Below are 25,431 nucleotides of genomic sequence, written 5' to 3'. Positions count from 1 at the left end.
TGAGGGCGAGTATTGGAAGGCGGGGTTGGGTTCGTACAATATTAATTGGGCGGGGTGGTGATATGCGTTCGATATGGGCAGGTCAAAAGCTACCCTCACCCCAGCCCTCTCCCTGAGGGAGAGGGGGCCGACCGAGGTGTTTTTCGCGATGCATCGACCTGAAAGACCGAGTCGATTATGGATTCAAAGCTGATCTCTCAAGTCGGCGTAATTCGTCAATATCCCACGGTCGGTCCCCTCTACCTCTGGGCGGTCCGACGTTTCGGGAGGGTTAGGGTGAGGGCTGGATTTCAAGCGTACACAAAGCCAACTGTTTGATGATTTCAACCACCGGCGCCACACGCTCAGCCTGCCCATGCGGCCACACCGCGTAGAGGTTGTAATGCGCGGCAATCTGCGCCTCGTTCAACACCACCAACCGCCCACTGCGCAGCGCATCAGCCGCCAACAATCCACGCACCAACCCCGCGCCAACGCCAGCCTCGGCAGCCGCAATCAAATTCGCCGCATTATCAAAAATCACCCGCGCCGGCGGTTCGGTCGGTGTCATTCCGGCCGCATCCAGCCACGGAATCCACGAGCGCCGCGTATACCCCAACAACGGCAACGCCAAAATCTGCGCCGGGCTCAACGGCACCTGCAACCCATACCGGTCCAGCAACGCTGGCGAAGCCACCGCCAACACCCGATCGCCACAAATCTGCGTCATCTCGCAGTCGTCCCAATCGCCATAGCCATAGCGCAACGCCAGATCGACCCGCTCAAACGTGCTGCGATCACTGCGCGGCATCGACAGCAACGTCACCTCGTAATCCGGCAGCCCATCGAGCAACTGCGGCAAGCGCGGATTGAGCCAGCTCTGCGCCAGTTCGCTGTCCACATCCAGGGTCAAACGCTGCGCCACGCTGCGGTTTTTCACTGAGGAGATCGCCCGGTCAATCTGCGCCAGACCATCCGACAACACACTGGCAAACAACTGCCCGGCATCAGTCAGATTGCTGCCGCCACCTTCACGCACGAACAGCGGCTGGCCAATGAAATCTTCCAGCGCACGAATCTGCTGGCTGATCGCGCTGTGGGTCAGATCAAGTTTGCGTGCAGCGCTGGAGAAACTGCCGCTGCGCGCCGCGTGGATAAACGCGCTCATGGACTGCACCGACGGGTATCGCTTGTACATGTTGTTAGTCCTGCTTACAGCGGTTGGCAGAAATCGTCGCTGGCCGCGTGTGGCTCAGGGTTCCAATAATCGGTCACCAGGCCCGCACAAAGACGGGCCGCTCTTTTGGAGCCTGACAATGATTGCATTCACGGTTAACGGCGAACGACGCGAGCTGGATGAAGCGTCCTCCTCCATGCCCTTGTTATGGGTACTGCGTGATCAACTGAAACTCACCGGCACCAAGTTCGGTTGCGGCATGGGCCTGTGCGGCGCCTGTACTGTGCACCTGGACGGTGTCGCGGTGCGTTCCTGCCAGTTGCCGGCGGCCGCCGTCGCGGGCCACAGCATCACCACCATCGAAGGCTTGTCGGCGACGGAAAACCATCCGCTGCAACTGGCCTGGATCGCCGAAGATGTGCCGCAATGCGGTTACTGTCAATCCGGGCAGATCATGTCCGCCGCCGCGCTGCTTAACACTGGCGCGGCGGTGACCGATGATTCGATCCGCAATGCCATGTCCGGGAATATCTGCCGCTGTGGCACCTACGGGCGCATCAATAAAGCGATCAAACGCGCGGCGAATGCGCCGAAGGAGGCGTGATGAGCCTTATCGACGACACTCGCCTCGAACTGCCGCGCCGGGTTTTTCTCAAGCAAGCGGCGACGGTGGCTTCAGGCCTGGCGATTGCCCTGTATCTGCCGGGCGGCATGGCGGCCACTGACCCGAAAGCCATGGCGCCGGCTAACGAGTTCGAACCGAATGCCTGGGTGCGGATCTTCCCTGACGGTACGGTGAAGCTGGTGGTGCACAAGCACGACTCCGGCACCGGTACGCAAACCGCACTGGCCGCGTGCGTGGCTGAAGAGCTGGACGTCAACCCGATGACGGTGCAGGTCATCACTCCGGAAGATCCGTTTTTCGAGACCTACATTCACCCGGTCTGGAAGGTGTTTTCCACTGGCGGCAGCACCAGCGTTTCCCTCGAATACGATCGCTTGCGCATGGCCGGTGCCACGGCGCGGGCGCTATTGATTGCGGCGGCAGCGAAGCAGTGGAAGGTCAGCCCCGACAGTTGCACCACCGAAGAGGCCCGGGTGGTTCACAGCGCCAGCAAACGCAGCCTCGGTTATGGCGAACTGGTCGGCGTCGCGGCGAATCTGCCGGCGCCGACCAACGTCAAGCTGAAAGACCCGGCGCAGTTCAAGTACATCGGCAAACTGCGCCACAAACGCGATGCGGCGGCCAAGGTCTGCGGGCGATTCAAGTACAGCATCGACGTGCAGTTGCCGGACATGCTGGTGGCGGTGATTCAGCGCGCGCCGGTGGTTGGCGCGAAAGTGCTCAGTGTCGATTCGGCGGCTGCATTGCAGGTGCCCGGCGTGCGCAAAGTGCTGGCGATTCCGGGACGTCCCGACGTGCTCGGCGGCAATCTGGAAGGTGTTGCCGTGCTGGCGGATACCTTTTGGGCCGCGCAGCAGGGGCGCAAAGTGCTGGAGATCAAATGGAGTGATTCACCGCTGGCCGGCTTCGACAGCGAGCAGTTAGCCAGCGCGCAAGCCAAGGCGATCGGCGATCCAACAGCACAAACCGTCAAAGCCATGACCCACGGTGATGTCGCCGGGCAATGGGCGGGTGCGGCGCAGCTGATCGAAGCCGATTACACCATGCCCTACAAAGTGCAAAACCCGCTGGAACCGATCTGCATCACCGCGCAGGTCAAGGACAAGGCAATCACCTATTGGGGCGGCGTGCAGGTGCCGTCTTCGGCGCTGGAAGCGGCGCAAACCGTGTGCGGGATCGACAAGGCCAACGTGACCATTCATGAGTGGGTCTCCGGCGGCAGCTTCGGTGCGCGGGAGGCCAAATACTGGTTGTTCGAGGTCGCGTACATGGCGCAGAAAACTGGCGTGCCGGTGAAATTGCTCAATAGCCGCGAAGATGAAATGCACGCGCTGTTCAATCATCCGGCGACGTTGCATCGGGTCAAAGGTGCGCTCGACGCTCAAGGCAAACTCAGCGCGCTGCAACTACACGCGGTGTCGCCGGCCTCCCCGGAACAGTGGGAACCGGGCTATTTCGAACGCCCCGACAAGATGGATTACAGCACCACCGAGGCAATCACCGCGTGGGACTTCGCCTACCGTCCGCCGCATCTGGAGCTGAACTGGGTCAAGCATGAAAGCAACGTGCCCAGCGGTTGGTATCGTTCGGTGAGTTTCATCCCCAATGTGTTTGCCGTGGAAAGCTTCATGGATGAGCTGGCTCATGCGGCAGGCGCTGATCCGCTGGAATTTCGTCTCGCCAACATGCAGGAAAGACCTCGCCATGTGGCGGTGCTCAAGCAAGCTGCCGAGCGCGCCGGTTGGGGTAAGCCGCTGCCACCCGGCACGGCGCTGGGGATCGCTACGAATCAGGGTTACACCAGTTTTATCGCCGTGGTTGCGCGGGTGGCGACGGTCGACGGCAAGCCGAAAGTCGAGAAACTCACCTGTGTGGTCGATTGCGGTCTGGCGGTCTCACCGGGCGGTGTCGAAGAGCAGATCTACGGCGGCCTGATGTGGGGTTTCGGCCATGCGTTGTTCGACCGGCTCGACATCAAACAGGGCAGGGTGGTGCAGAGTAATTTCCACGACTACCGCGTCACGCGCATGTCCGACATGCCGGCCACCGATATCCTCGTACTCGACGGTGAACCGAGCAAACCCGGTGGCGTCGGCGAGCTGGGCAGCCCGTCAGTGGTGCCGGCCATCGCCAACGCGCTGTTTGCGTTGACCGGCGTGCGCCAGCGTTCGACACCGCTGAGTCTGGGGTAAGCCGCCATGGATCTGCGTCTGCTGCGGTACTTCATGGCATTGGCCGATGAGCTGCATTTCGGTCGTGCCGCCGAGCGCTTGCATATCTGCCAGCCGCCACTGAGCCAGCAGATTCGCTTGCTGGAGGAAGAACTGGGCACGCCGCTGTTCGAACGCAGCCATCATCGGGTCGAGCTGACCGCAGCGGGGCAGATGCTCAAGGAGCAGGCGCCGCTGGTGTTCGAGCAACTCGAGCGGGCGCTGGACCTCACGCGGCAGACCGGGCGCGGGCAACTGGGCGAGCTGGAAATCGGCATGATCAGTTCGGTGATGGTCGGTGTGCTGCCCAAGGCCTTGCACCTGTTTCGTGAGCGCTACCCGCAGGTCAACTGGCGGCTGCACGAGATGACCCCGGCGGCACAGGTCAAGGCGTTGAAGGAGAAGCGTATTGATGCCTGCGTGTTTCGCGTGGGTTATGACGACCCGTTGTTGCGTAATGAACTGCTGATCTACGAGCCGATTCATGTGGTGATGCCGGCTGATCACCCACTGGCGCAGCGCGAGGTGCTGGCCCCGGCGGATCTGGCGCAGGAGCCGTTTGTCGCGCTGGAGTTGAAGCAGTCGCGGTTTGCCAACTTCCTTTATCAGTGCTGCATTCAGGCCGGGTTCACGCCGCAGATTCGCCAGCAGGTGATCGAGGTGCAGACCTTGCTCAGCCTGGTGCGCGCCGGGTTTGGTGTGGCGCTATTGCCGGCGTCCATCGAGCAATTGGCGCCGGCGGGGTTGGTGTTTCGGCGGTTGACGCCGGCGTTGCCGGAGGTGCCGTTGTATGCCACTTATCGCGCGGATGATGCTTCGCCGGTGCTCAAGCTGTTTCTCGACACGTTGCGCGAGTTGGTCGAAACCTCAAGCCAACACTGAACCCCTGTAGGAGTGAGCCTGCTCGCGATAGCGGTGTGTCATTTAGCTTATATCTTGACTGACACACCGCTATCGCGAGCAGGCTCACTCCTACAGGGGATAGGTGGTGTTGCGCAAATTATTGGTTCGGCACGATCCGAGGGCGCTGAGGTCGTACTCTTCACATGGGCGTATCACTTGTGGAGATCCAATGAGCCAGGAAGTCCTGACCACCGAAACCAACCGCCGTCAGTTGCAGCAGATCATCGCCGGGCTGTCCGATGGGGTGATCCTGTTGGAGCTGGATCAGAGCATTCTCTGGGCCAACGAAGCCGCGCTGTCCATGCACGGTGTCAGCCGGATCACCGATCTGGGCCACAACGCCGACGAATACGCCAAGAAATTCAACCTGCGCTATCGCAATAATCACTCGATCAGCGCCGAAAACTACCCGATCAGCCGGGTGGCGCGCTGTGAGAGTTTCAATGACGTGCTGATCGAAGTGTCGCCGACCGATGATCCGGAGCGCATCTGGGTGCACAGCGTGCGCAGCATGATTCTCACGGACCGCGAAGGGCAGCCCGAGTCGCTGGTGCTGATCATGAGCGACGTCACCGATTGGGCCAACGCCGAGCAGCGCTTCGAAAGGACGTTCAACGCCAACCCGGCGCCGGCGGTGATCTGTCGGCTCAGTGATCTGCGTTACATCAAGGTCAATCCGGGGTTTCTGGAAATGACCGGGTACACCCGTGAACAGGTGATTGGCACGTCCTCTTATGAAATCGACATTTTCGAGCAGGCCGAACACCGGGATCTGGCGATTCAGCGCCTGCGCGACGTCGCGACCATCCCGCAGATGCAGGCCGAACTGCGTCTGCCCGATGGCAGCAGCAAGCAAGTAATCGTCGCCGGCCAGCCGCTGACGCTCAACGATGAGGATTGCATGCTGTTTTCTTTTGTCGACATGGAGCTGCGGCACAAGGCCGAGGTGGCGCTGCGTCAGAGTGAGGAGCGTTTTGCCAAGGCCTTTCGCCTGACGCCGGTGCCGATCCTGATTTGCAGTGCCGACGAGCAGCAGGTGATCGACGTCAATCAGGCGTTCCTCGAAACCCTGGCCTATGACAGCGAAGACGTGCTCGGCAAGACCGTGACGCAACTGGACTTCGTCAGTGACAAAGGGGCACGTGCACGGTTACTGACGGCCCTGGAGCACAGCGGGCGGGTTGATCGGGTTGACGTGCAGGTGCGCAGGAAGGACGGCGATGTGCTGGAGTGCGCATTGTCCGCCGACACCGTGAATATTCAGGACATGCCGTGTTATTTGCTGGTGTTGATGGACATCACCGAGCGCAAGCGCACTGAGCTTGAGCTGGTGGCGGCGATTGAAGAGGTGATGAAGGATGCTTCCTGGTTCAGTCGCACGCTGATCGAGAAGCTGGCCAATGTGAAGAAGGTCAACTCGCCGCAATTGCCCAGCGTGTCGTTCACCGATCTGACGGCGCGCGAGCGTGATGTGCTGGGGTTGATCTGTGAAGGGCTGGCGGACAAGGAGATCGCGGCGCGTCTGAAACTGGCGCCGAACACGGTGCGCAATCATGTGGCGATGGTGTATTCCAAGCTCGATGTGCACAGTCGCAGTGAGGCGATTGTCTGGGCGCGGGAGCGCGGTTTGTTTTCCGGTGGTGCGGAGGGCAAGGGGCAGCGATAGGGGTGCAAATGCACTAGTGCTTATGGTGCAATTTGATGTGTTGATGCCGGGTGACTGTTCTTAGTCTGGTGGGGTGCGGTGCGAGCCTTTTGAGGTTTGTGGTCGCGTCCCTTCGAAGTTGTTAAAGGAACAGCCGCAATGATGAATTTTGCGCAGTTGCGCGCGCAGCTTGAGCGCAGTTTTTCGCCGCTGGCGTGTGAGTGTCTGGTCGATGGTGATCATTCGTTGACCGTGAAGCTGTATCACCCGGGGTCGGGTGAGGTTGATCTGGTGATCAGTGGGTTGAAGCTTGATGTGTTGCGTACGCCGGAGTCGGTTGAGGCTTTGATTGACGAGTTGCGGTATGAGCTTGAGAGCAATTCTTTGCGTTCGTCTCGGGATCCGGATTTGGCTTAGGGCTTTTGGGCTTGGCGGCCTTTGGGCTTGGCGGCCTTTGGGCCGACCATGCTCTTGGGGTTTGGGGTGTATATCCGTTTTTTCGGGTGTTGCGGCTGGCGGTTCCGCTCTTACAGCGGGTCACTTTTTCAAACGCCAAAAAGTAACCAAAAGGCTGGGCCCCGGCGTTCGGCCCACTCGCTAAAGCTCGGGGTTCCTTCGTTCCGGGATCGATCCGGGGGCAGCGCCTACGGTTTGCTTCGCTGCACCTCCTCTCGCTGTGTTTGGCTTCGCCAAACGGTCGCTGCGCTCCCACCCCCGGATCAATCCCTCCACTCAGCCTGCCGAAGGGGCCAGCACGGCAAGATCAAGAGCTGCAGCCGAGCTAACGCTCATCCTGTTGAGTGGTGAGAAGCACAAGCGATGCGCGATTTGTGCTGTTTTGCTTTGGCTGTTCTGTGGGAGCGAGCTTGCTCGCGAAGAGGCCTTGTCTGGCAAAGCACATTTCAATTTGCCAATCCTCTCGAATCCGAACGCAAAATCGACAGCCACTTTCTCCCGATCCGGCCAATTCACTGGCGCTTGTAGGGGCCTCGGCTATAAAGAATGAGTGGTCAGGTCTTCCGTGGTCGGTTCGGTTGCGGGAGTGGCTCTTCCATTTATCGCGGGTCGTCCTATGAACAATCTTGGGAAACGCGTGTTGCCGTTGGTTTTTTTTGCCGTTTTGCTGGCGGGTTGTGCCAGTCCACCGCCGCCTCCACCGGTTGCGCCACCTCCGCCACCGGAGCGTACTTGCCAGGTGCTCGAGAACACTGAAGTCGCCGGTGACGTATACGCCGACGGGCAGGTCACTCGACACATCACGACCACCCGTTGCGTCACGCAGTAGCGTCGGCGGGGCGCAAGTCTCGGGTTGAGCGGATTGTGCTGGTCGCCGACCTGGCCGGTACGGCGGTGTTTGCCGTGGAAGGCGCCATTGCGGCGATGCGCAGTCAACTCGACTTGCTCGGGGTGCTGGTGATTGCGTTTATCGTCGCGCTCGGCGGCGGGGTTACCCGTGACTTGCTGATTGGTGCGACGCCGCCCAATGCCGTTGCCGATTGGCGCTATCCGGCGTTGGCGTTTGTCATGGGCGGGCTGGCGTTTGTCTTTCATGAGCAGGTGCTGGGCTGGTCCGGTTCAACGTTGATCGTGCTGGATGCGGCGGGCCTGGCGCTGTTTGCCGTGGCGGGTGCGCAGAAGGCGTTGAATTTCGGCATCACGCCGTTTGTGGCGATGCTGATGGGCACGATCACGGGCGTCGGTGGCGGGGTGATTCGCGACATTGTGCTGGCGCGGATTCCCGTGGTGTTGCAGGCGGATTTGTATGCCAGTTCGGCGTTTGTCGGTGCGGCGGTGTTGATCATCGGGCGCAGGCTGGGTGTTTCGCCGGTAGCGGCGGCGCTGTTGGCCGGGGCGGCGTGTTTGATCCTGCGATTGCTGTCGGTGCATTTTGGCTGGCAACTACCGAAAGTCCTCGATGCCTGATTCAAGCAGTGATCTGTGGGAGCGAGCTTGCTCGCGAATGCGGTGTGTCAACCAAATCATTGTCGATTGACACTACGCGTTCGCGAGCAAGCTCGCTCCCACAGGGTTAATCATTTGCCGTTTAAATCAGGACAGAAATCCACCGTCCACATTCAGCGCAACGCCGGTGGTGTAGCTCGACGCATCGCTCGCCAGGTACAACACCGCGCCAGCCATTTCACTCGGATCCGCCACACGCTTGAGCGGGATCTGCGTCAACGCTTGCTTGAGAATCGCATCATTCTTCACCAGCGCCGAGGCGAACTTGGTGTCGGTCAGCCCCGGCAGCAGGGCGTTGCAGCGGATGCCGAACTGCGCGCATTCCTTGGCGAAGACCTTGGTCATGTTGATCACCGCCGCTTTGGTCACCGAGTAGATGCCCTGGAAGATCCCTGGCGAAATACCGTTGATCGACGCGACGTTGATGATGCTGCCACCACCGTTTTCGCGCATCAGCTTGCCGGCCTCAACCGACATGAAGAAGTAGCCGCGAATGTTCACGTCGACGGTCTTCTGGAATGCGCTCAGATCGGTGTCCAGTACGTTGCAGAACTGCGGGTTGGTCGCGGCGTTGTTGACCAGAATGTCGAGGCGGCCGAACTGTTCCTTGATGCCGGCGAATACCTGGGCAATCTGCTCCATCTCACCAATGTGGCAGGCCACGGCTGTTGCCTTGCCGCCGGCGGCGATGATCGCGTCGGCGACGTGCTGGCAGCCGTCGAGTTTGCGGCTCGAGACGATGACGTGGGCGCCTTGCTGGGCCAGCAGTTTGGCGATGGCTTCGCCGATGCCACGGCTGGCGCCGGAAACGAAAGCGATTTTGCCGTCGAGGTCGAACAACTGAGTCTTGGACATAGGGGTTCCTTGGTGTGGGCCGTCAGAGGCTCGATTTCGCAATGACCTGCAGGCTCATCTGCTCCAGCAGTTTGTTCATGTGAATGAACTGCGCGAAGCGTTTGTCCTGGGTCTGGCCATGGTAGAAGCGGTAGTAGATCTGCTGCACGATGCCGGCCAGGCGGAACAGGCCGTAGGTGTAGTAGAAATCGAAATTATCGATCTGGATGCCCGAGCGTTCGGCGTAGTAATCAACGAACTCGCGGCGGGTGAGCATGCCCGGCGCGTGGCTCGGCTGGCGGCGCATCAGTTGCACCGGTGCCGGGTCATCGGCCTGAATCCAATAGGCGAGGGTGTTGCCCAGATCCATCAGCGGATCGCCGAGGGTGGTCAGTTCCCAATCCAGAACACCAATGATCTGCATCGGATTTTGTGGGTCGAGGATGACGTTGTCGAAGCGGTAGTCGTTGTGGACGATGCTCGACGTTGGATGGTCGGCGGGCATTTTGTCGTTGAGCCAGGCTTTGACCTTTTCCCAGTGTGGCGCGTCGGGCGTCAGGGCCTTCTCATAACGCTCGCTCCAGCCTTTGATCTGACGGGCGACGTAGCCTTGCGGTTTGCCCAGATCACCGAGGCCGCAGGCGTTGTAGTCGACGCGGTGCAGTTCGACGAAACGGTCGATGAAGCTCTTGCACAGCGCTTCGGTTTTCGCTGAATCGAGGCCCAGTTCCGCCGGCAGTTCCGAGCGCAGGATGATGCCGTTGACCCGTTCCATGACGTAGAACTCGGCGCCGATCACCGATTCGTCGGTGCAATGCACGTAGGCTTTCGGGCAATACGGGAAGCCGTCACGCAATTGATTGAGGATGCGGAATTCACGGCCCATGTCGTGGGCGGATTTGGCCTTGTGGCCAAACGGCGGGCGGCGCAGGACGAATTCCTGTTCCGGGTATTCCAGCAGGTAGGTCAGGTTCGACGCGCCGCCGGGAAACTGGCTGATCGCAGGTGTGCCGCTCAGGCCCGGAATGTGCGCTTTGAGGTACGGATCGATCAGGCTGGCATCGAGTTCTTCGCCAGAGCGGATACGGGTGGACTGGTCAGTAAGCGCCATGCTTATCCCTTCTGCTTATTTTGGAGGCCAGACATCATTGGCTAATCTAATGGCGCGCCCGATTGCTCACAAGCGCGGTGCGGTCTTATAGGTTAGCGTGTTGCCGGATAATCACCTTTGAGAATGTGCGCGAAGGGCCGCGGCAGACTAAGGTTTAGCGGGTATGCCATGGGCAAAAAGGAGCGTTGAAATGGGCTGTCCGCAAGTCTGTGCCACGGCCACGTTGCAATGCAGTTTCGGCGCCGCGCCGTCGATGCTCAACGTGTTGCCGGTCAATCGCACGCTGACTGGCGGGATGCCGGCGGCGAACATCATGGATCACATCCCGCTGGTCAATATCCTGCCGTTCGGTGTGTGCATGAGCATGGCTAACCCGATGGTCGCCGCCGCGACTGCTGCCGCGCTGGGGGTGTTGACGCCGATGCCGTGTATACCGGCGACGGCCACGCCGTGGATCCCGGGCGGGGCGCCGACGTTGTTGTTGGGCGGGATGCCGGCGATCGATGCCAACTCGACGTTGATGTGCAACTGGGCGGGGGTGATCAAGATTGTGGTGCCGGGGCAGATGCAGATGCTTATTCCCTGAACCGTTGAACCGCTGAACCCTCACCCCAGCCCTCTCCCGGAGGGAGAGGGAGCCGACCGAGGTGTCTATCGAGATACATCGACCTGAACGACCGAGTCGATTATTAGCTCTGCGCATCGAACCGAGTCGATTATGGATTCACAGTAGGTCTTTCACGTCGGCGTAACTCGCCAATCTCCCCCGATCGGTGCCCTCTCCCTCTGGGAGAGGCTAGGGTGAGGGACTCTTCAAGGTTCTCAGGCCTGCTGCGGATCCGCCCACTGCCGATACCACCAGCGCACCCGCGAAATCGGTTTGCCATCCGCCCCCAGCGGTCGCCCGTCCTCGGCAAACCCTTGCCCCGGCTCCAGCAATTGCCCGTTCACATAGCGTGCCTCCACCGCCGGTTTGCCATTGGGATGAAAGCGCTGATAACGCCCCTCCCGCACACCATCGCGATAAAACTCGGCCTCTGCGACCTGCCCGTCGGGGAAGTAATTGAACGCCTCACCGTGCAGCAGCCCGCGCCGGTACGTCGCTTTACGCTGCAGAAAACCTTCAGGCGCATAAAAACTGGCAACGCCCTGCAGTTTGTCGCGCACAAAGGGCATTTGCGCCGAGACCTTGCCGTTGGGGTGATAGAGCAGCGACGTGCCCTGTAACTCGCCCTGGCTGTAATTCAGATCCGCCTGCTTGCGCCCGTCAGCCTTGATGTTCAACGCGCCATCAAGCTGACCGTCCTGCAAACGTCCCTTGAGTTGCGTGTCATCCTGCTGCAGATCCAGTGGTGTGATCGCCATGGGTTCTCCTTGTCAGTTGACCTGCACCAGACCGCCCTTGATGGTCAGCATGCCGCCGCCGTCCACGGTCTGCGAGGCCGCGCCCTTGTTGGTCAGGCTGATGCCGGCGTCATTGGTCAGCGTCGTCCCGGCCTTGTTGTCCAGTGACGTGCCGGCTTGATTGGTCAGGGCAGTGCCAGCCTTGTGGGTGATCGAGGTGCTGGCCGACGTCGCCAGATCGGCACCGCTTTTGATCGTGAAGCTGCCGCCGCTTTGCAGGGTCAACGTGCCGCTGACCTTGATCGTCAGGTTGCCGTCCACCGTCAGGCTGTAATCGCCAGTGACTTTATCGGTGTAGTTGCCGCCGGTGCTGTGGTTCTGATCGGTGCCGACCTTGACCGTGCGGCTGTCCTTCACATCGAGGCTGTCGCTACCGGTCTGAATCGTCACACTGCGTTTGCCTTTTTCCAGGGTCACGGTTTCGTCGCCGTCCTTGACCGTGCGGGTGCGCGCGTTCTGTACGGTGAGAGTTTCGTCATGGCCGACGCTGGCAGTGCTGTCGTTGAGCACGTTGATCTTCAGGTCTTTCTGCGCCTGCAAGAACACCTCTTCAGCGTCTTTCTTGTCCTCAAAGCGCAATTCGTTGAAACCACCGCCACCCTTGGAAGACTGCGTCTTGATCCCCGATTGCGTCTGATTGGCCGGCAAGGCGTAAGGCTGGGCGTTATCACCGTTATAGACGCAACCGGTGACCAGCGGCCGATCCGGGTCGCCATCGATAAAGGTCACGATGACTTCCTGGCCGATGCGCGGGATGAACTGCATGCCAAAGCCCTTGCCGCTCCACGGCAATACCACGCGCACCCAGCAGGAACTGGTTTCGTCATTCTTGCCGTCGCGATCCCAGGGAAATTGCAACTTGATCCGGCCATATTCGTCGGTCCAGATTTCCTCGCCTGATTTACCGACGACGATTGCAGTCTGCGGATGCATGCGCGGCTTTGCGGTGACACGTTGCGGCCGAAACGGCGTGGCTTTGGGGATCGCTTCGAAGCGGTTGCGATAGCTTTCGTGGCTGACGTCATGGGTGACGCGCGTCACCAGCCAATCGATGTTCAGGCTTGCATCTTCGTGACCGTCGAGGGTGAACCAGTGCCCCGGGATCAACCAGCGACAGTCACTCTCGCCGACAAAACGTTTCTCTTCACTGCGCAAACCGTCGACGCGTTGCTTGGTCAACGTATCGCCACGCGCCTTGGCGTTGTAGCCGCCCGGATGCTCGTAAATCGAACGCGGCCCGGCCACCGCTTCGGCCTGGCCGTAGAGCGAAGTGGTTGGCGTGGTGAACTCGTAATCCGTCGCCCGATACACCCCGGCGACTGCCTGCAAGCAGACTTGTCCGGAGCGGATGCCGTGCAGCTCACGCTCGCCTAATCCCTGGCCCCGATAACTGACTTTTGGCCCATTGGGGATCGGCACGAAAGCATCGTTGCTGTCGCCGAGCACTAGCGTGTGCTTGCCATCGTCGTGGGTGAAAAACCAGAAGATGCCTTCTTCCTCCAGCAGCCGTGAGACGAAGGCGAAATCGGTTTCGCCGTACTGAACGCAGTAATCACGCGGGGTGTAACTGCCGGTCAGCGACAGCTTGAAATCGCTGAAGCCATGGGCCTTGAAAATCGTCGTGACGATGTCCGAGGTGGCGAGGTTCTGGAACACGCGGTTATTACTCGCCAGCGTCAGCCACCAGAGCCAGGGTCTTAGTACCAGTTGATAGCGCTCGGCCGTGGCGTCGGCAGGCAACTGGCGGATCTCGGCGACCAGCGCATCGAACGAGCGCAGTTGCGCGTCGTTGTGAAACGTCGTGGTGACGTGTGTGGCGACGGCGCTGGTCAGGGTCAGAGACGCGCCGTCATTGAGGCCGCCGAGGGTTTGCGAACCGAGTGCATTGAGCGCTTCTTCACCGGATAGCGATTCAGGATAAAGCGCCGACAGCGAGGGGGCGGTGAGGGAGAGGCTGGTGTTGCTGTCGGTTGAGCGGGGCATGGAGTGGTCTCAATGGCTAAGACATTGAACTATCGTCAATGGGGGTTGAGCCGAGTGACGTTGATACCGAGGCGCCAGTCGCTATTGTTGCCGTTACTGGTGGGGAGCCAGAGGATGTCGAAGGTGAGGGTGGGACCACGCCATAGGTAAACAGTACCGGGAAATGATCACTTCTTATGGGCATGCCCAAACAGATTTTCTGGATGACCGTAGTGCGATGCCTGACAGACTCTCCCGATGTAACGCTGTTTGCGCTGCCTTCGCACACGGCGCTCCATTTCTCCAATTCATGGACGTATGCATAGTCCAGCAAACTCAGCCGGGTCGTCGGATGTCGGGGTGTCCCATCAATGGCATGGTTCCATTTGTATTCTTCTTCAAAATATTCTTTTGGCGTGTGTTCAAGAAAGTGTCCGAGCTCCTGCATGTCCCGTAGTTCTCGGCGGGAGGAACTCACGTCGTCACTCAGGATGTTGACATGTGTATAGCCCGGATAGGCTGGCGTCAGTTTGTGCATTTTCATTATGACGTCAGGATTTCCGTCAGTCGGTACGTTCAAATCGCCACCAAAAAATACCAGCTTGACCTTGAGACCTTGAATGTAAGCTATTGCGTTGATGATATTGCCCAGTGCCCGCTTTGAAGCATTAGCATGGTAGAAGCCGTAACATAAATCGGTAGTTCTATGGCGGATGAGCAGTACCCCGCGTTGCTCTTTGTCATCCAAAGGTACGTGTGCTGAAATGTCGGTGAACTCTCTGGCGATTGCGTTTTTTACAAAAACGATTGAGCCCAGCGTAGTGACTTTGGTTTTTGCACTCTCAGGCTGAAGAACGCTTATCGGGCTGTATTCAGCGCTCAGATCCCTTATTAACTGGGTGTTTGCGGCGCCTGATTTACCCGTTTCGAATAAGGCAAAAATGTCGGGACTTCTTTGTTTCAGGTAATAAACCAGGAAGGCAAGTTTTTCCCTGTAAGCCTCGGACAGCGTCGCGTTTTGCTCATCGAAGTGTTGGGCATTCCAGGTCATTATGGTGAGCGGCATTTTCGGGTCTCACTTTTTAGAAGTAATTTGCTTAATCAGATGTTCAGAAAATGCCGCCAGAAAGTCTTCATGAATGCCGATGCAATCCGATTCATTTTGTTTCTTGATGAACGCGTGTGACGAGGTGCTCTGATGCTCCCCGCTGACTTCTACTGCCAGACCCATCAGCTCTTCTATTGCTTTTCCCTGAAGCTCTATTGTCAATACCCAACCATGGATTACACCGGGGCTTCCTTTCTTGAAGTAAAACCACTTGTGCCTTTCGAATGAATCCTTTCCTTGCGATACCACCTGCGTTTCCATGGCATAAGCTTGCTCCTTGTCACTGACGTTGCGCTTGAGTACCTCTTTGGTTGTTCCTTTGGGCCAGGCAAGGATACGGTCCATATGAGCTTGCCTGGCACGGGTGGCGGGAACCTCCTTGATCCAGAAGTCAGCACACTCGTTGATTTTCTTCCAATAAGTACTGTCAGGCGTTACAGCGTCTCCAGCGTTCAATGCCGATCGCGCCTCTTCCAGTTTCAACGCTTGCAGATGAGAACGGTTGTACTTGTTCGCGGGCGTTTCAACCAAGTGGGTCGCGGCCAACGTACCTAGAAATCCAGCGTAGAGCTGCAAGTGAACTCGGGTGATTTTGAAGTCATGCAACGAGGCTTGTGCAACTCCGTGTTTGGCGTATTCATCAAGCGCAGGGCATTGCCCCAAACCATTGAAGTAAGCATTCGTCGCGGTGTGTTCGCTTTGCAGTTTGAGTAGGCCTTGGGGTTTGATCGTGCCTGTCCACAGGGTGTCGATACTGGTCGCCAATGCCGTTATCAAAGGTTGACCGCCGATTGCGGGGGGGCGTCCAGTCCATAACGTGTTGATTGAATTGGCGAGCTGCTGTGGATGAGCACGCTCATAGGCTTGAAAATAGGCAACGTGTTTGCCATGAGTAAAAAAAGCGACGATGGCGTCTTCTACACTGGCATGTGATACATCACTGGCATCCAGCCAATGGTTCTGGTTATTGAATAAGGTGAAATTCATGGCTGAGTCATCCCTGCAATTTTCGTCCAGTTCACCTCTAAGGTGATTTATGAAATGGGGACGGATTTATGTGTTTGTTCATCCATTTATTCCTCAAACGGCAAAAACAAATCCGTCCCCTTTCATTCACTTCTGAGCATTTTTGGCTTCGGCCGCTTTGGCCTGTTGCCACATCGGAATCGCCTTGAATGCGGTCACCATGTCGTAATCCAGCGCCACCGGTTTTGCACCTGCTGTGGTGTCGGGGCCCATCGGGGTCTTGCCGTCGCGGCTCTGGAACCAGCTCATCCAGAGTTTCGATCCGGGCTCTGCCATGACCAGTGCGGCGTCCGGGTCACTGCCAGACAGCGGTGGATCAATGGTTTGCGGTGGCTGGCTGGAAGTGGGCAGCAGGAACGAGGTCATCGGATACTGGGCACTGCTGTGGCAGCCCAGGCATCCGGCACTGGCCAGGCCGGCCGGGTAGTAATGCGAGGCAGCCCAGGCTGGCGTCACGACGGCACCGTCGTTCGGGCCTGATAATCTTCCGTCCCAGCCGAGTGTGGAGACCGAGTAAACCGGCGACTTGGGGTTGACCCAGTTTTCGATCAGTTTCGGATTGACCGTAACCGGCGGAGTCAACGCCGTGGGTGCCGTGTTGATGACGCCCGGGTCGCCACCCCATGTGGCCCCCAGCGGAATCATCTTGTCCCAGGCGTCTTTGCCCGGAGCGTTCTTGTCGTACACCAGGGTGGAGAAAACCCAACCGGTTTGCGGGGAAGCGACGCTGTCTTTGACGATGATGTCGAACTGCATCAACGACACTTTGGTCATGGCCGGTTGAGTGGTGGTGCCCTTGAAGTCTTGACCGACGCATTGAGTTTTATTCAGTGCGCTGCCATTGCTGGTGTTCACGGGTGCATAGATCTCCCACTGGGCGGCGCCTTCCATGGGCGCCCAATCGCTGCCACAGGCACTGACCATGGCGAATTTGATGATGACGCTGCCTTCGGCAAACTGCGTCGTGCTCGTCTCCAGAACCGGATTCATCGCCCGCTCAGGGGTTTTGCCCCAGATATCGCCAAGGGTTTTTGCCGCGCGAGTGTCGTACAGCGTCAGCACATAAGTGGTCACCGGCAGGGTCTGATCCGTCAGGGTGCCGGCGGGAAAGCCTGACCCGACATACACGCCACGAATGGGTTCACGCTCAATGCCCAGCCAGATCGAGTCGTACCAGCCGCTGTTCTGGTAGTTCCAGTTGGCATAGTCATAGACGATTTTGCGCATGTCGGGAGAGACGTAGTCCTTCAGCGCCTGAACGTAAGCACCGGCATTGGCCTGGGTGATCTTGCCGTTGTCGGTGGTCTTGCTCCATGGGAACGAAGTGCTGGCAGGCAGCTGGGTCGGGTAGTCGTGGCTGAGTGTGAACAGCGGCCCCTTGTAGTTCGGTGGCGGGGAAATGGCCGAGGTCAGGAACGGGTCGATCTGTAAATTCGCGTCACTGAGTTTTTCGATCGTGGACGTCAGGAAGGACACCTTACCCACCAGTTCGTTTTCAGAATGCCGAGTGTCGGCCTGTGCGGACAGCGGTATCGCGATACAGGCTCCCAGTAGACTCATCGGGTATTTCAGGCTTTTTTTCATGACTTTATCCTTGTCAGTTTTGGAAGAGCGGCCTTTCTTTCATCACGGTTTTCGTGCACTTGTTGCGGCCGAGGGGCCTTACTCCAACACCCACTCCGCCAACTTCCCCGTCACCTGCGTCATCAACACATTCTCGACATCCCGCGCACCGGCCGCGCTGCATTTGGCGAGCACTGCTTTGACGATTCCCGAATCAAACTCGAACTGCTTGCCGGTCGCCGCCTTGTAGCGCCCGCGCAATTTCTCCAGCTTGGCCAAGACAATCCCTTCCAGCGTCGCCTCATCCAGCGGCCGATACGCGACCACGGTCATGCGTGCCAGAAACGCCGGGCGGAAGGCTTGCAGCAGGACTTTGTGCAGGGTCTCGTTGAAGGCGTCGGAACCGAGTTGCGCCACCGGCGTGTCGAGCAACAACTCAGCACCGACATTGCTGGTCGCCAGCATCACGGTGTTCTTGAAGTCCACGACTAACCCGGTGCCGTCCTCCATCAAGCCTTTGTCGAAGACGTTGTAAAACGCCTCCAGCACATCCGGATGCGCCTTTTCGATCTCATCCAGCAACACCACCGAATACGGTTTGCGCCGCACGGCTTCGGTCAGCACGCCGCCGCTGCCATAACCGACATAACCGGGTGGGGCGCCTTTGAGTTGGCTGACGGTGTGGGCTTCCTGATATTCCGAAAGATTGATGCTGATCAGGTTGCGCTCGCCGCCATACAACGCATCGGCCAGCGCATACGCGGTTTCGGTTTTGCCGACGCCAGTAGGGCCGACCAGCAAGAACACGCCGACCGGTTTTTGCGGATCGGTCAGGCCGGCGCGGTAAGCCTGCAGACGCTGGGCAATGGTCGCGAGCGCCGTGGTTTGGCCCATCACGCGCAGGCCCATGCGCTGGCCAAGCGTACGTACCGCATGGGCTTCGTCAGCAAGCATTTTGCCAACCGGAATACCGGTCCATCCGGCAATCACGGCAGCGACGGTTTTGCTGTCGACTTGCTCGGGCACCAGCGGATCGTCCTGACGAATCGCATCAAGCCCGGCTTCCAGGCGCAACAGTTCGGCGGCCAGATGATCGATGCGGCTGTCGGTGGCTTCATCGGGTTTTTCGCTGTCGGCGCGCTCGCTCAAGTCGAGCAATTCGCGGCGAGTATCGAGCAGTTCACGCACGGCCACGCGCTCCTCGCCCCAGCGGGTTTCCAGTTCGCGGATGGCCTGCACGTTGGTTTTCGATTCGCTCTCCAGCAGGGTGATGCGCTCGCGGTGATCCAGGCCGGTAGCCTGTTCACGGCGCAGGCGTTCGACTTCATCCTTGAGGCTGTTTTGCCGGTGGCGCAGGCTTTCCAGCGGTGGCGGCACGTCGTGCTGACCGAGGGCGACGCGGGCGCACGCTGTGTCGAGCACGCTGATGGCTTTGTCCGGTAACTGGCGGCCGGAAATGTAGCGGTGCGAGAGTTTCACGGCTTCATGGATCGCCGCGTCGAGCACCTGCACGCCGTGATGCTGTTCAAGTTTGGCGGCCACGCCGCGGAGCATTTCCACCGCAGTGATTTCATCCGGCTCTTCAACCTGCACCAGTTGAAAGCGGCGGGCGAGGGCCGGGTCTTTCTCGAAGTATTTTTTGTATTCCATCCAGGTTGTGGCGGCGAGGGTGCGCAGTTCGCCTCGGGCCAGCGCTGGTTTCAAAAGATTCGCCGCATCGCTGCCGCCCTCGGCACCGCCGGCGCCGATCAAGGTGTGAGCCTCGTCGATGAACAGAATGATCGGCTTGTCGGCGCTACGCACCGCGTCGATCACGCCTTTGAGCCGTTGTTCGAATTCACCTTTGACCCCGGCACCGGCCTGTAACAGACCGAGGTCAAGCACGCGCAAACTGACTTCCTGCAACGACGGCGGCACGTCTCCAGCGGCGATGCGCAGGGCCAGACCTTCGACCACGGCGGTTTTGCCGACGCCGGGAGCACCGACCAGAATCGGGTTGTTCTGCCGGCGCCGCAGAAGAATGTCGATGCACTGACGAATCTCGCCATCGCGACCGACGATCGGGTCGATGCGCCCGGCGTGGGCATCGGCGGTCAGGTCCTGGGTGTATTGATTGAGTACCGAGTCTTGCCGGGGGGCAGGACTCCCCGAAGACACCGAGCGTGGGCCGACATGCTCACGGGAGTTTTCCGTCCATTCCAGCAAGTTCGCCCGCAGCGCTTCTTTCGGAATCCGCAGCAATGACGAGGCACTGTTGAGCAACAGGCTGCGGCGCTCGTCGCGATCAATCAACGCCAATAAAAGCAGCCCGGAACGAATGCTGTCGACGCCCAACACACTGGCTTGCACCACCGCGTCTTCCAGCAAGCCCAGCGTGTGCGAAGACAGCGCCGGTGTGCGCGTGCTGCCAGCCTTGAACAGGTCCAGTGCCTTGTTGATTTCAGCCGTCAGCGCATCACGTTCCAGACTGAAACGCGGCAGCAGAAAAGCCAGATCCCCACCGTCGATATCCAGCAGTTCGAGCAGTAAATGTTCGATCTCGACAAAGTGATGCCCGCGTTGCAAACAGCGTTGCGCGGCACGTTCAAGGGCGCGGCGGTTGTCCGGATTGAGGCGTCCGATCAGGCTGGCCAGTTCCATTTCAGGTGATCTCCAGCTGACAAAGACGGGTTTCGATGCGTTGCACAGCGAGACTGGCCTGGCGTTGCAAACCACCATTCCAGCTCAGCAGCGCAGGGGTTTGACGCCCGAGTTTCATTGGCCCGGCACCGCGCACCAGCAGGACCAGTTTCACCTCCAGGTCCGGACCGAAATACAACGCGGCGAGGCTGGCCAGCGCCGGGTGTGCCTCGCCGTCTGGCAGAAAACGCCCGGCCTGCGCCGAGGGCAACGGTCCCAGCGTCAGACGAATACCGGCGTGTTCATCCCAGACTCGCTTGCCGGCAACGGCCGTGCGTCCGAGTTGCAGATTGCGGCCGCCAGCCTTCATCAGGCTGCGGCTGGCCAAGGGAATCTCGCGCCAGGCACCTTCGTAAGCACTGAGTTCGACCGGCACTTCAAACTGTTCACGGACTATTGCAGCGAACCCGGCCAGCGAGCGGCGGCCATCGGCAAACAGCGCTGTACACGCGAGCACCGCGCAGTCAGGAATCGCCTGGCGTTCCTGCAAGGATTTGGGCAGCAACCCGGTCAGCGCACGCAGTTGCGCCTGCACCGGCGAGGCGCCCGGCGTGACAAAACCCAAGGCGATACGGTGCTTGCGCATCACCTTGTAAAGCAGGCTGAGCAGTCGATGCTGGAACAGATCGAGGAACTCGGCCGGCGCATGATCCTTGGCTCGCGCGCGCTGTTGCAGCCATTCCTGATAGGCGTAGGGCAACGGCCCGTCGGGACCGCCGAGGCCGAAGATCGGCGTGTCGAGGGTCAGTGGTTCGCCCGGCGCTTCATGCAGATTCTCAATCTGGCTGGTCGGAAATACAGGCGTCAGCGGTCCGCGCAGTTTCAACGCTTCCGCTTGTGGTGAGGTGCCGCTGCCGAGGGATTCGGCTTGCGGCTGTTCGCGCTCCAGCAACAGCAACGCCTGCAACCACTCGAACGCCTGCGGATCGTGGCGCAGACGCTCGCTCAGGGTCAGAGCGCCAGGGGCATGCCGGCTTGCGGTTGCCATGCCTTGACCTCCTTGTCGGCTTGCATCAATACCGTGCGCACAAAGCGATTGGCCGTGGCGTACACCGAAAAGAACTGCGCCAGCACCGCCGAAAACAGCACCGCGCTGCTACCGACAAAGTGCTGCGGATCAAGCTGCAATTGCACCTCCAGGCCATTGCGCCAACCGCGCCAGGCATCGACGCCGACATGCCCGATCACCCGTTCGCAACTGATGCTCAGCAAGCCTTCTATCTGGCGTAAAGCGCTGGTTTCATCGCGCAGGTTGTGCAGATGCAGAATCTCTTTCAGTGCATCGAGTGCCTGCGGGCCTTCGACCAGCGACAGATGATTGAGGGTCAGTTGCGACACCAGCCGCCAGCGCGAATCACCGTCCAGGCGCGGCAAACTCTGTGGGCTCGGTGGATTACGCAGACGTGCCCAGGCCACCGGGCCGGGGCGTTCAAAGCCTAGCGGCGTACCGGCGGGCAGACTTTGCGCTAGGTGCCGATTGGTGCACAGCAACTCAGCGGTCAGGCTGTAATCGGGCAGGTCGGTCTGCGGTTCGAAACGGGTGTCGACCACGCTCACCAACAGATCGCTGCCGAGCCGGTTCGGGGTCATGCCGCTGACTCGTCGGGCATGCCAGTAACGCTGTTGATCACCGCCGCTGTGCTGGCTGCCGTAATAGGCCGGCAGCCGTTGCACGCCGGCGCCGGAACTGGCGCGCATGCCGCGAATACTGTGAATCTCGACGCTGTTTTCGCGGTGGCTGTCAGCGATCAAGCGATACTCGCTGCGGGTGCCGTCAGGGCGCAGCGGTTCGGATGTACGCGGGAACAGATTGATGACGGGCGCGCAGCCGAGAACGATATCGCTCGCTTGCAAATGCAGACGACTGGTCGGAGCGCGGTTGAAAACGATGTACAGATACAACGTCTGACTGTCGCTGGCGGCGCCACTCAGCGGCAGATCGAAGAAGTGGAATTTTTCAGGGAACGCGAAGTACTCGGCGAGCAGGCGCATGCCCGGATGTACACCGTCTTCGTCGGGCAGCAAGACCTCGTCTTCGGCAAAGCCGACGATGTCAGGCAGTCCCTTCAGGCCCGTGGGAACGCTGCCCGGCGGCCCGGCCAGTACTTGCACCGCATGCGCACCGAGCAAGTCATACAGGCTGGCGTTGATCACCGGCGAGGCCGCGAGATGAATGCGCAACCGCTCGATGCCCAGCTCTGACCATTGAGTGTCGCCGAGGCAACGCAAACTCAGGCGCAACGCCGAACGCGCCTGCGCGACAGCGGTCAGTGCCTGCGCTTCATCGCTGCCAAGCAACAGGGCTTCGGTCACTTCAATCGGCCATAAACGCACGGCGGCACTGGTGCGAAAGTGGATGCTTTCGCCTTTGCTGGTGGTGACAAACAATGGAGTGTCGCGGGGCAGGGGATAGCCGCCGTCGAGCTTGCCTTTGCTCGGGTCCGGCTCGAACTGGACGATGGCGCACGACGGCAACGGGCGCATGGCCAGTGGATAAAGTTGCTCAAGAAGGGCGTCGCTGAACTCGGCGTAATCGTCATCAAGCCGCCGCTGTAATCGGGCTGCCAGCAACGCAAAACCTTCGAGCAAGCGCTCGACATGCGGGTCGGGACATTCACCGGGCGAGAGTTCCAGGCGTCGGGCGACTTTCGGATAACGCTCGGCGAACTGACTCCCGGCATGCCTGAGCCAGGTCAACTCACGTTGGTAATAGTCGAGCAGTTGCGGGTCAATCGAGTCGCTCATGACGTACCTCCAGCCCTTCGCCGCCGGGTTCGATGACGAACGCCACTGGCCAGTGCTGCAGACCGCTGCGCAACTCGCCAAGCAAGCGAATGCTCAACCGTTGCGGGTGGTCGGGCAGGGGATTGACCTCAACCTCGCCTAACAACAGGCGAGGTTCGAAATGGGTGATGGCTTCGCGGATGTCGTGCGCCAGTCGCCGGCGGTCATCGCTGCGCTGCTGTTGCAGGGCGCTCCAGTCGGCGATGCCGTAATCGATCACGCTGGGTGGTGTGGTGAAGGTGCGCGAGCCACGGCGGGTGTTGAACAGGCGCGCCAACTCGGCAAGCACCGAGTCGAGCAAACCTTGCTGGTCGAACGCCTGCGCGGCGTCGTCCTCGCTCCAGGCAAGGCGTTCGAACAGTGGCGGGAGAATCCCGGTGCCGGCCATGGCTTATGCGCCCGGTCAGCCGGCCTTGTTCGCCGCCAGATCCCACACGGTGCCCGCCGTGCCTTCCTTGGTGCCGTCGTCTTTTTGCGCGGTGAGTTCCCATTTGATCTTGGTGAAGTTCAGCGACAGGGTTTCCACCGGTTTGCCGCCGGTACCGCCGCTGACGCTGACGTTGGACAGCACCACGTTGTTGAGGGTGTAGATGATGAACGGCATCAGTTGCCCGCTGCCTTCAGCGGCGTTGCGGCCGATGGTGATTTTGGCTTCAGGGATCGGTTTGCCCGCGCAGCAATAGCTGTTAAGCGTTGGGGTGGAGCTGTCGACAAATTTGGTCAGGGTGAATTCGCCGATATGCGGTTTGCCGGAAGTGCGCTCGGAGTTACTGACGTCGTTGGTCACCTGCATCGCCACGTTGTGGCTGTAGGACATGACTTCGATCTTGTCCTTGTAGCCCTCGAGCAGGCTGTCGCCTTTGATGTCGCCGCCGAGGTCGAGAATGATTGCATCCATCGCTTGAAACTCCTGAAAGGTGTCGCGCTAGATAAACGAAAGCCCCCGCCGCACTGACGGCGGGGGCAAGGCAGGTCAGGCAGCAACCGGTGGCGGCAACGTCGCCACCAGACGAATCGACGCCGTCAACTCCTCAAGCTGGAAGTGCGGCCGCAGAAACACCGTCGCGCGATAGGCCCCCGGTTTGCCGGCCACTTCGGTGACATCCACGCGCGCTTCCCGCAACGGGTATTGCGCCTTGATTTCCTGCGGCGCGTTGTCGTTGATCAGCACGTAGTCGGCGATCCAGTTATTGAGGTAGGTCTGCACGTTGTCGCGGGTCATGAAACTGCCGACCTTGTCGCGCATGATCACCTTCAGGTAGTGGGCGAAACGCGAGGCGGCGAGCACGTACGGCAGCATCGCCGAGATCCGCGCGTTGGCGTTGGCCTCGTTGGTGTTGTAGACCTTGGATTTGTTGGTGGTCTGGCCGCCGAAGAACACCGCGACGTCGCTGTTCTTCTTGTGGCACAGGGCGATAAAACCGAGGTCGTTGAGTTCCTTCTCGCGGCGGTCGGTGATCGCCACTTCGGTCGGGCATTTCAGTGACAGGTCGCCGGAGCTGGTGCGGAACGTATGCGCCGGCAAACCTTCGACCGCGCCGCCACCTTCAGCACCACGGATCGCTGCGCACCAGCCGTACTTGGCGAACGCTTCGGTGATGCGTTGCGACAGCGCCCAGGCGGCGTTGCCCCACAGGTATTTGCTGTGGTCGGTGCCGTTGACGTCTTCGACGTAGTTGATGCCTTCCACCGGCGAAGTGTCCGGGCCGTAGGGCAGGCGCAGGAGGAAGTGCGGCAGCACCAGCGAGACGTAGCGCGAATCTTCGCTCTCACGGAACGAGCGCCACTTGATCAGCTCCTGGCTCTCGAACACTTTCGACAAATCCCGCGGCACGGCCAGTTCGGTGAAGCTGTTCATGTCGAACAGGCGTGGGCTGGCGGCGGCAATAAAAGGCGCGTGAGCGGCGGCGGCCACGTTCGACAGTTTCTCCAGCAAGCCAATGTCCTGCGGGTGCCGGCCAAAGGTGTAGTCACCGACCAACAGGCTGAACGGGTGGCCGCCGAAGGTGCCGTATTCTTCTTCGTAGATCTTCTTGAACAGTGCGCTCTGGTCGAATTCGACGGCTTTTTCCAGGTCGTTCTGCAGTTCTTTCTGTGTGACGTTAAGCAGACGCAACTTCAGCCGCGTGCTGGTTTCGGTGTTCTGCACCAGCATGTGCAGGCCACGCCACGAGGCTTCGAGTTTTTGCAGCTCAGGGTGGTGCAGGACCTCATTGAGCTGGGCGCTGATCAGCTCGTCGATCTGGCTGATGCGGTCGTTGATCATCGCCACGGTGTCCTTGTCGATGGCCATGCCTTCGTCGAGCACCTGGGTGGCGAATTCCGCGAGCATGTCGCGGGCGTAATCCTGCTGACTGTCATCGTGGGCCATGCGGCCGTCGAGAATGATCTGGTCGAGCAGGGAAAGTGTCTCGGTCGTACTGTCGCTGGCTTGTTTCTGAGCAGAAGCGGGCATGGCG

General features: G+C 59.8%; 21 protein-coding genes. 7 read left to right on the top strand and 14 right to left on the bottom strand.

Annotated elements, in window-relative coordinates; all coding sequences use genetic code 11:
* Positions 1-271: 271 nt before the first annotated feature.
* Positions 272-1,177, bottom strand: a complete 906-nt coding sequence (locus ACWR1S_RS05595; RefSeq protein WP_454562738.1) for a LysR substrate-binding domain-containing protein — start codon at positions 1,175-1,177, stop codon at positions 272-274.
* A gap of 118 nt (positions 1,178-1,295) precedes the next feature.
* Between ACWR1S_RS05595 and ACWR1S_RS05590 the strand changes: the two genes are divergently transcribed.
* The 6 genes from ACWR1S_RS05590 (at position 1,296) to ACWR1S_RS05565 (ending at position 8,462) form a co-directional block, all read left to right on the top strand.
* Positions 1,296-1,760: a (2Fe-2S)-binding protein gene (locus tag ACWR1S_RS05590; protein ID WP_454562737.1), complete on the top strand. Its 465-nt coding sequence runs from the start codon at positions 1,296-1,298 to the stop codon at positions 1,758-1,760.
* A complete protein-coding gene (locus ACWR1S_RS05585) occupies positions 1,760-3,973 on the top strand; it encodes a molybdopterin cofactor-binding domain-containing protein (RefSeq protein ID WP_454562736.1) in 2,214 nt (737 codons plus the stop codon). Before ACWR1S_RS05590 ends, ACWR1S_RS05585 begins: the two co-directional genes overlap by 1 nt.
* Positions 3,974-3,979: 6 nt before the next feature.
* Positions 3,980-4,873, top strand: a complete 894-nt coding sequence (locus tag ACWR1S_RS05580; protein WP_454562735.1) for a LysR substrate-binding domain-containing protein — start codon at positions 3,980-3,982, stop codon at positions 4,871-4,873.
* A gap of 190 nt (positions 4,874-5,063) precedes the next feature.
* Positions 5,064-6,560, top strand: a complete 1,497-nt coding sequence (locus ACWR1S_RS05575; RefSeq protein WP_454562734.1) for a helix-turn-helix transcriptional regulator — start codon at positions 5,064-5,066, stop codon at positions 6,558-6,560.
* A 138-nt stretch (positions 6,561-6,698) separates the two neighbouring features.
* Complete coding sequence (locus ACWR1S_RS05570; protein ID WP_454562733.1) at positions 6,699-6,956, top strand: DUF1652 domain-containing protein; 258 nt, start codon at positions 6,699-6,701, stop codon at positions 6,954-6,956.
* Positions 6,957-7,808: 852 nt separating this feature from the next.
* A complete protein-coding gene (locus tag ACWR1S_RS05565; RefSeq protein ID WP_454562732.1) occupies positions 7,809-8,462 on the top strand; it encodes a trimeric intracellular cation channel family protein in 654 nt (217 codons plus the stop codon).
* Between the two features lie 126 nt (positions 8,463-8,588).
* Here ACWR1S_RS05565 and ACWR1S_RS05560 read toward each other — a convergent pair whose 3' ends face one another.
* Positions 8,589-9,356, bottom strand: coding sequence for an SDR family oxidoreductase (locus tag ACWR1S_RS05560; protein ID WP_016985259.1), 768 nt, complete (start codon positions 9,354-9,356; stop codon positions 8,589-8,591).
* A gap of 22 nt (positions 9,357-9,378) precedes the next feature.
* Positions 9,379-10,446 (bottom strand): phosphotransferase family protein, encoded by a 1,068-nt coding sequence (locus ACWR1S_RS05555; protein ID WP_454562731.1) that lies wholly within the window; start codon positions 10,444-10,446, stop codon positions 9,379-9,381.
* Positions 10,447-10,636: 190 nt separating this feature from the next.
* Between ACWR1S_RS05555 and ACWR1S_RS05550 the strand changes: the two genes are divergently transcribed.
* A complete protein-coding gene (locus ACWR1S_RS05550; protein WP_007911072.1) occupies positions 10,637-11,032 on the top strand; it encodes a DUF4280 domain-containing protein in 396 nt (131 codons plus the stop codon).
* 236 nt (positions 11,033-11,268) lie between these two features.
* Here the strand turns inward: ACWR1S_RS05550 and ACWR1S_RS05545 are convergent, their stop codons facing one another.
* The 11 genes from ACWR1S_RS05545 to tssC all read right to left on the bottom strand — a co-directional run bounded on the left by ACWR1S_RS05545 (position 11,269) and on the right by tssC (position 25,427).
* On the bottom strand, positions 11,269-11,811 hold the full coding sequence (locus ACWR1S_RS05545; protein WP_454562730.1) for a toxin-antitoxin system YwqK family antitoxin: 543 nt from the start codon (positions 11,809-11,811) through the stop codon (positions 11,269-11,271).
* 12 nt (positions 11,812-11,823) lie between these two features.
* Positions 11,824-13,833, bottom strand: coding sequence for a type VI secretion system tip protein TssI/VgrG (gene tssI, locus ACWR1S_RS05540; protein WP_454562729.1), 2,010 nt, complete (start codon positions 13,831-13,833; stop codon positions 11,824-11,826).
* 16 nt (positions 13,834-13,849) lie between these two features.
* Entirely contained in the window at positions 13,850-14,878 is a 1,029-nt protein-coding gene (locus tag ACWR1S_RS05535; protein ID WP_454562728.1) for an endonuclease/exonuclease/phosphatase family protein, read from the bottom strand.
* Between the two features lie 9 nt (positions 14,879-14,887).
* Positions 14,888-15,907, bottom strand: coding sequence for a hypothetical protein (locus ACWR1S_RS05530; RefSeq protein WP_454562727.1), 1,020 nt, complete (start codon positions 15,905-15,907; stop codon positions 14,888-14,890).
* Between the two features lie 126 nt (positions 15,908-16,033).
* A complete protein-coding gene (locus ACWR1S_RS05525) occupies positions 16,034-17,530 on the bottom strand; it encodes a hypothetical protein (protein ID WP_454562726.1) in 1,497 nt (498 codons plus the stop codon).
* A 78-nt stretch (positions 17,531-17,608) separates the two neighbouring features.
* Positions 17,609-20,149 (bottom strand): type VI secretion system ATPase TssH, encoded by a 2,541-nt coding sequence (gene tssH / locus ACWR1S_RS05520; RefSeq protein WP_454562725.1) that lies wholly within the window; start codon positions 20,147-20,149, stop codon positions 17,609-17,611.
* Between the two features lies 1 nt (position 20,150).
* Positions 20,151-21,176 carry a type VI secretion system baseplate subunit TssG gene (gene tssG, locus ACWR1S_RS05515; protein WP_454562724.1) on the bottom strand — a complete coding sequence of 342 codons (1,026 nt, stop codon included), beginning with the start codon at positions 21,174-21,176 and terminating at the stop codon, positions 20,151-20,153.
* Positions 21,140-22,933, bottom strand: a complete 1,794-nt coding sequence (gene tssF, locus ACWR1S_RS05510; RefSeq protein ID WP_454562723.1) for a type VI secretion system baseplate subunit TssF — start codon at positions 22,931-22,933, stop codon at positions 21,140-21,142. The genes tssG and tssF overlap by 37 nt, the downstream gene beginning before the upstream one ends.
* The gene (tssE, locus tag ACWR1S_RS05505) at positions 22,917-23,360 is read right to left on the bottom strand and encodes a type VI secretion system baseplate subunit TssE (RefSeq protein ID WP_454562722.1); all 444 of its coding nucleotides are present in this window, start codon (positions 23,358-23,360) and stop codon (positions 22,917-22,919) included. Before tssE ends, tssF begins: the two co-directional genes overlap by 17 nt.
* 15 nt (positions 23,361-23,375) lie before the next feature.
* Positions 23,376-23,870: an Hcp family type VI secretion system effector gene (locus ACWR1S_RS05500; RefSeq protein ID WP_454562721.1), complete on the bottom strand. Its 495-nt coding sequence runs from the start codon at positions 23,868-23,870 to the stop codon at positions 23,376-23,378.
* A gap of 75 nt (positions 23,871-23,945) precedes the next feature.
* Positions 23,946-25,427, bottom strand: coding sequence for a type VI secretion system contractile sheath large subunit (tssC, locus tag ACWR1S_RS05495; protein ID WP_454562720.1), 1,482 nt, complete (start codon positions 25,425-25,427; stop codon positions 23,946-23,948).
* Positions 25,428-25,431 lie beyond the last annotated feature (4 nt).

This window comes from Pseudomonas sp. AIG (assembly GCF_977020205.1).
The sequence above is the reverse complement of the archived record's forward strand: the minus strand, read 5'-3'. Positions and strand labels throughout refer to the sequence as shown.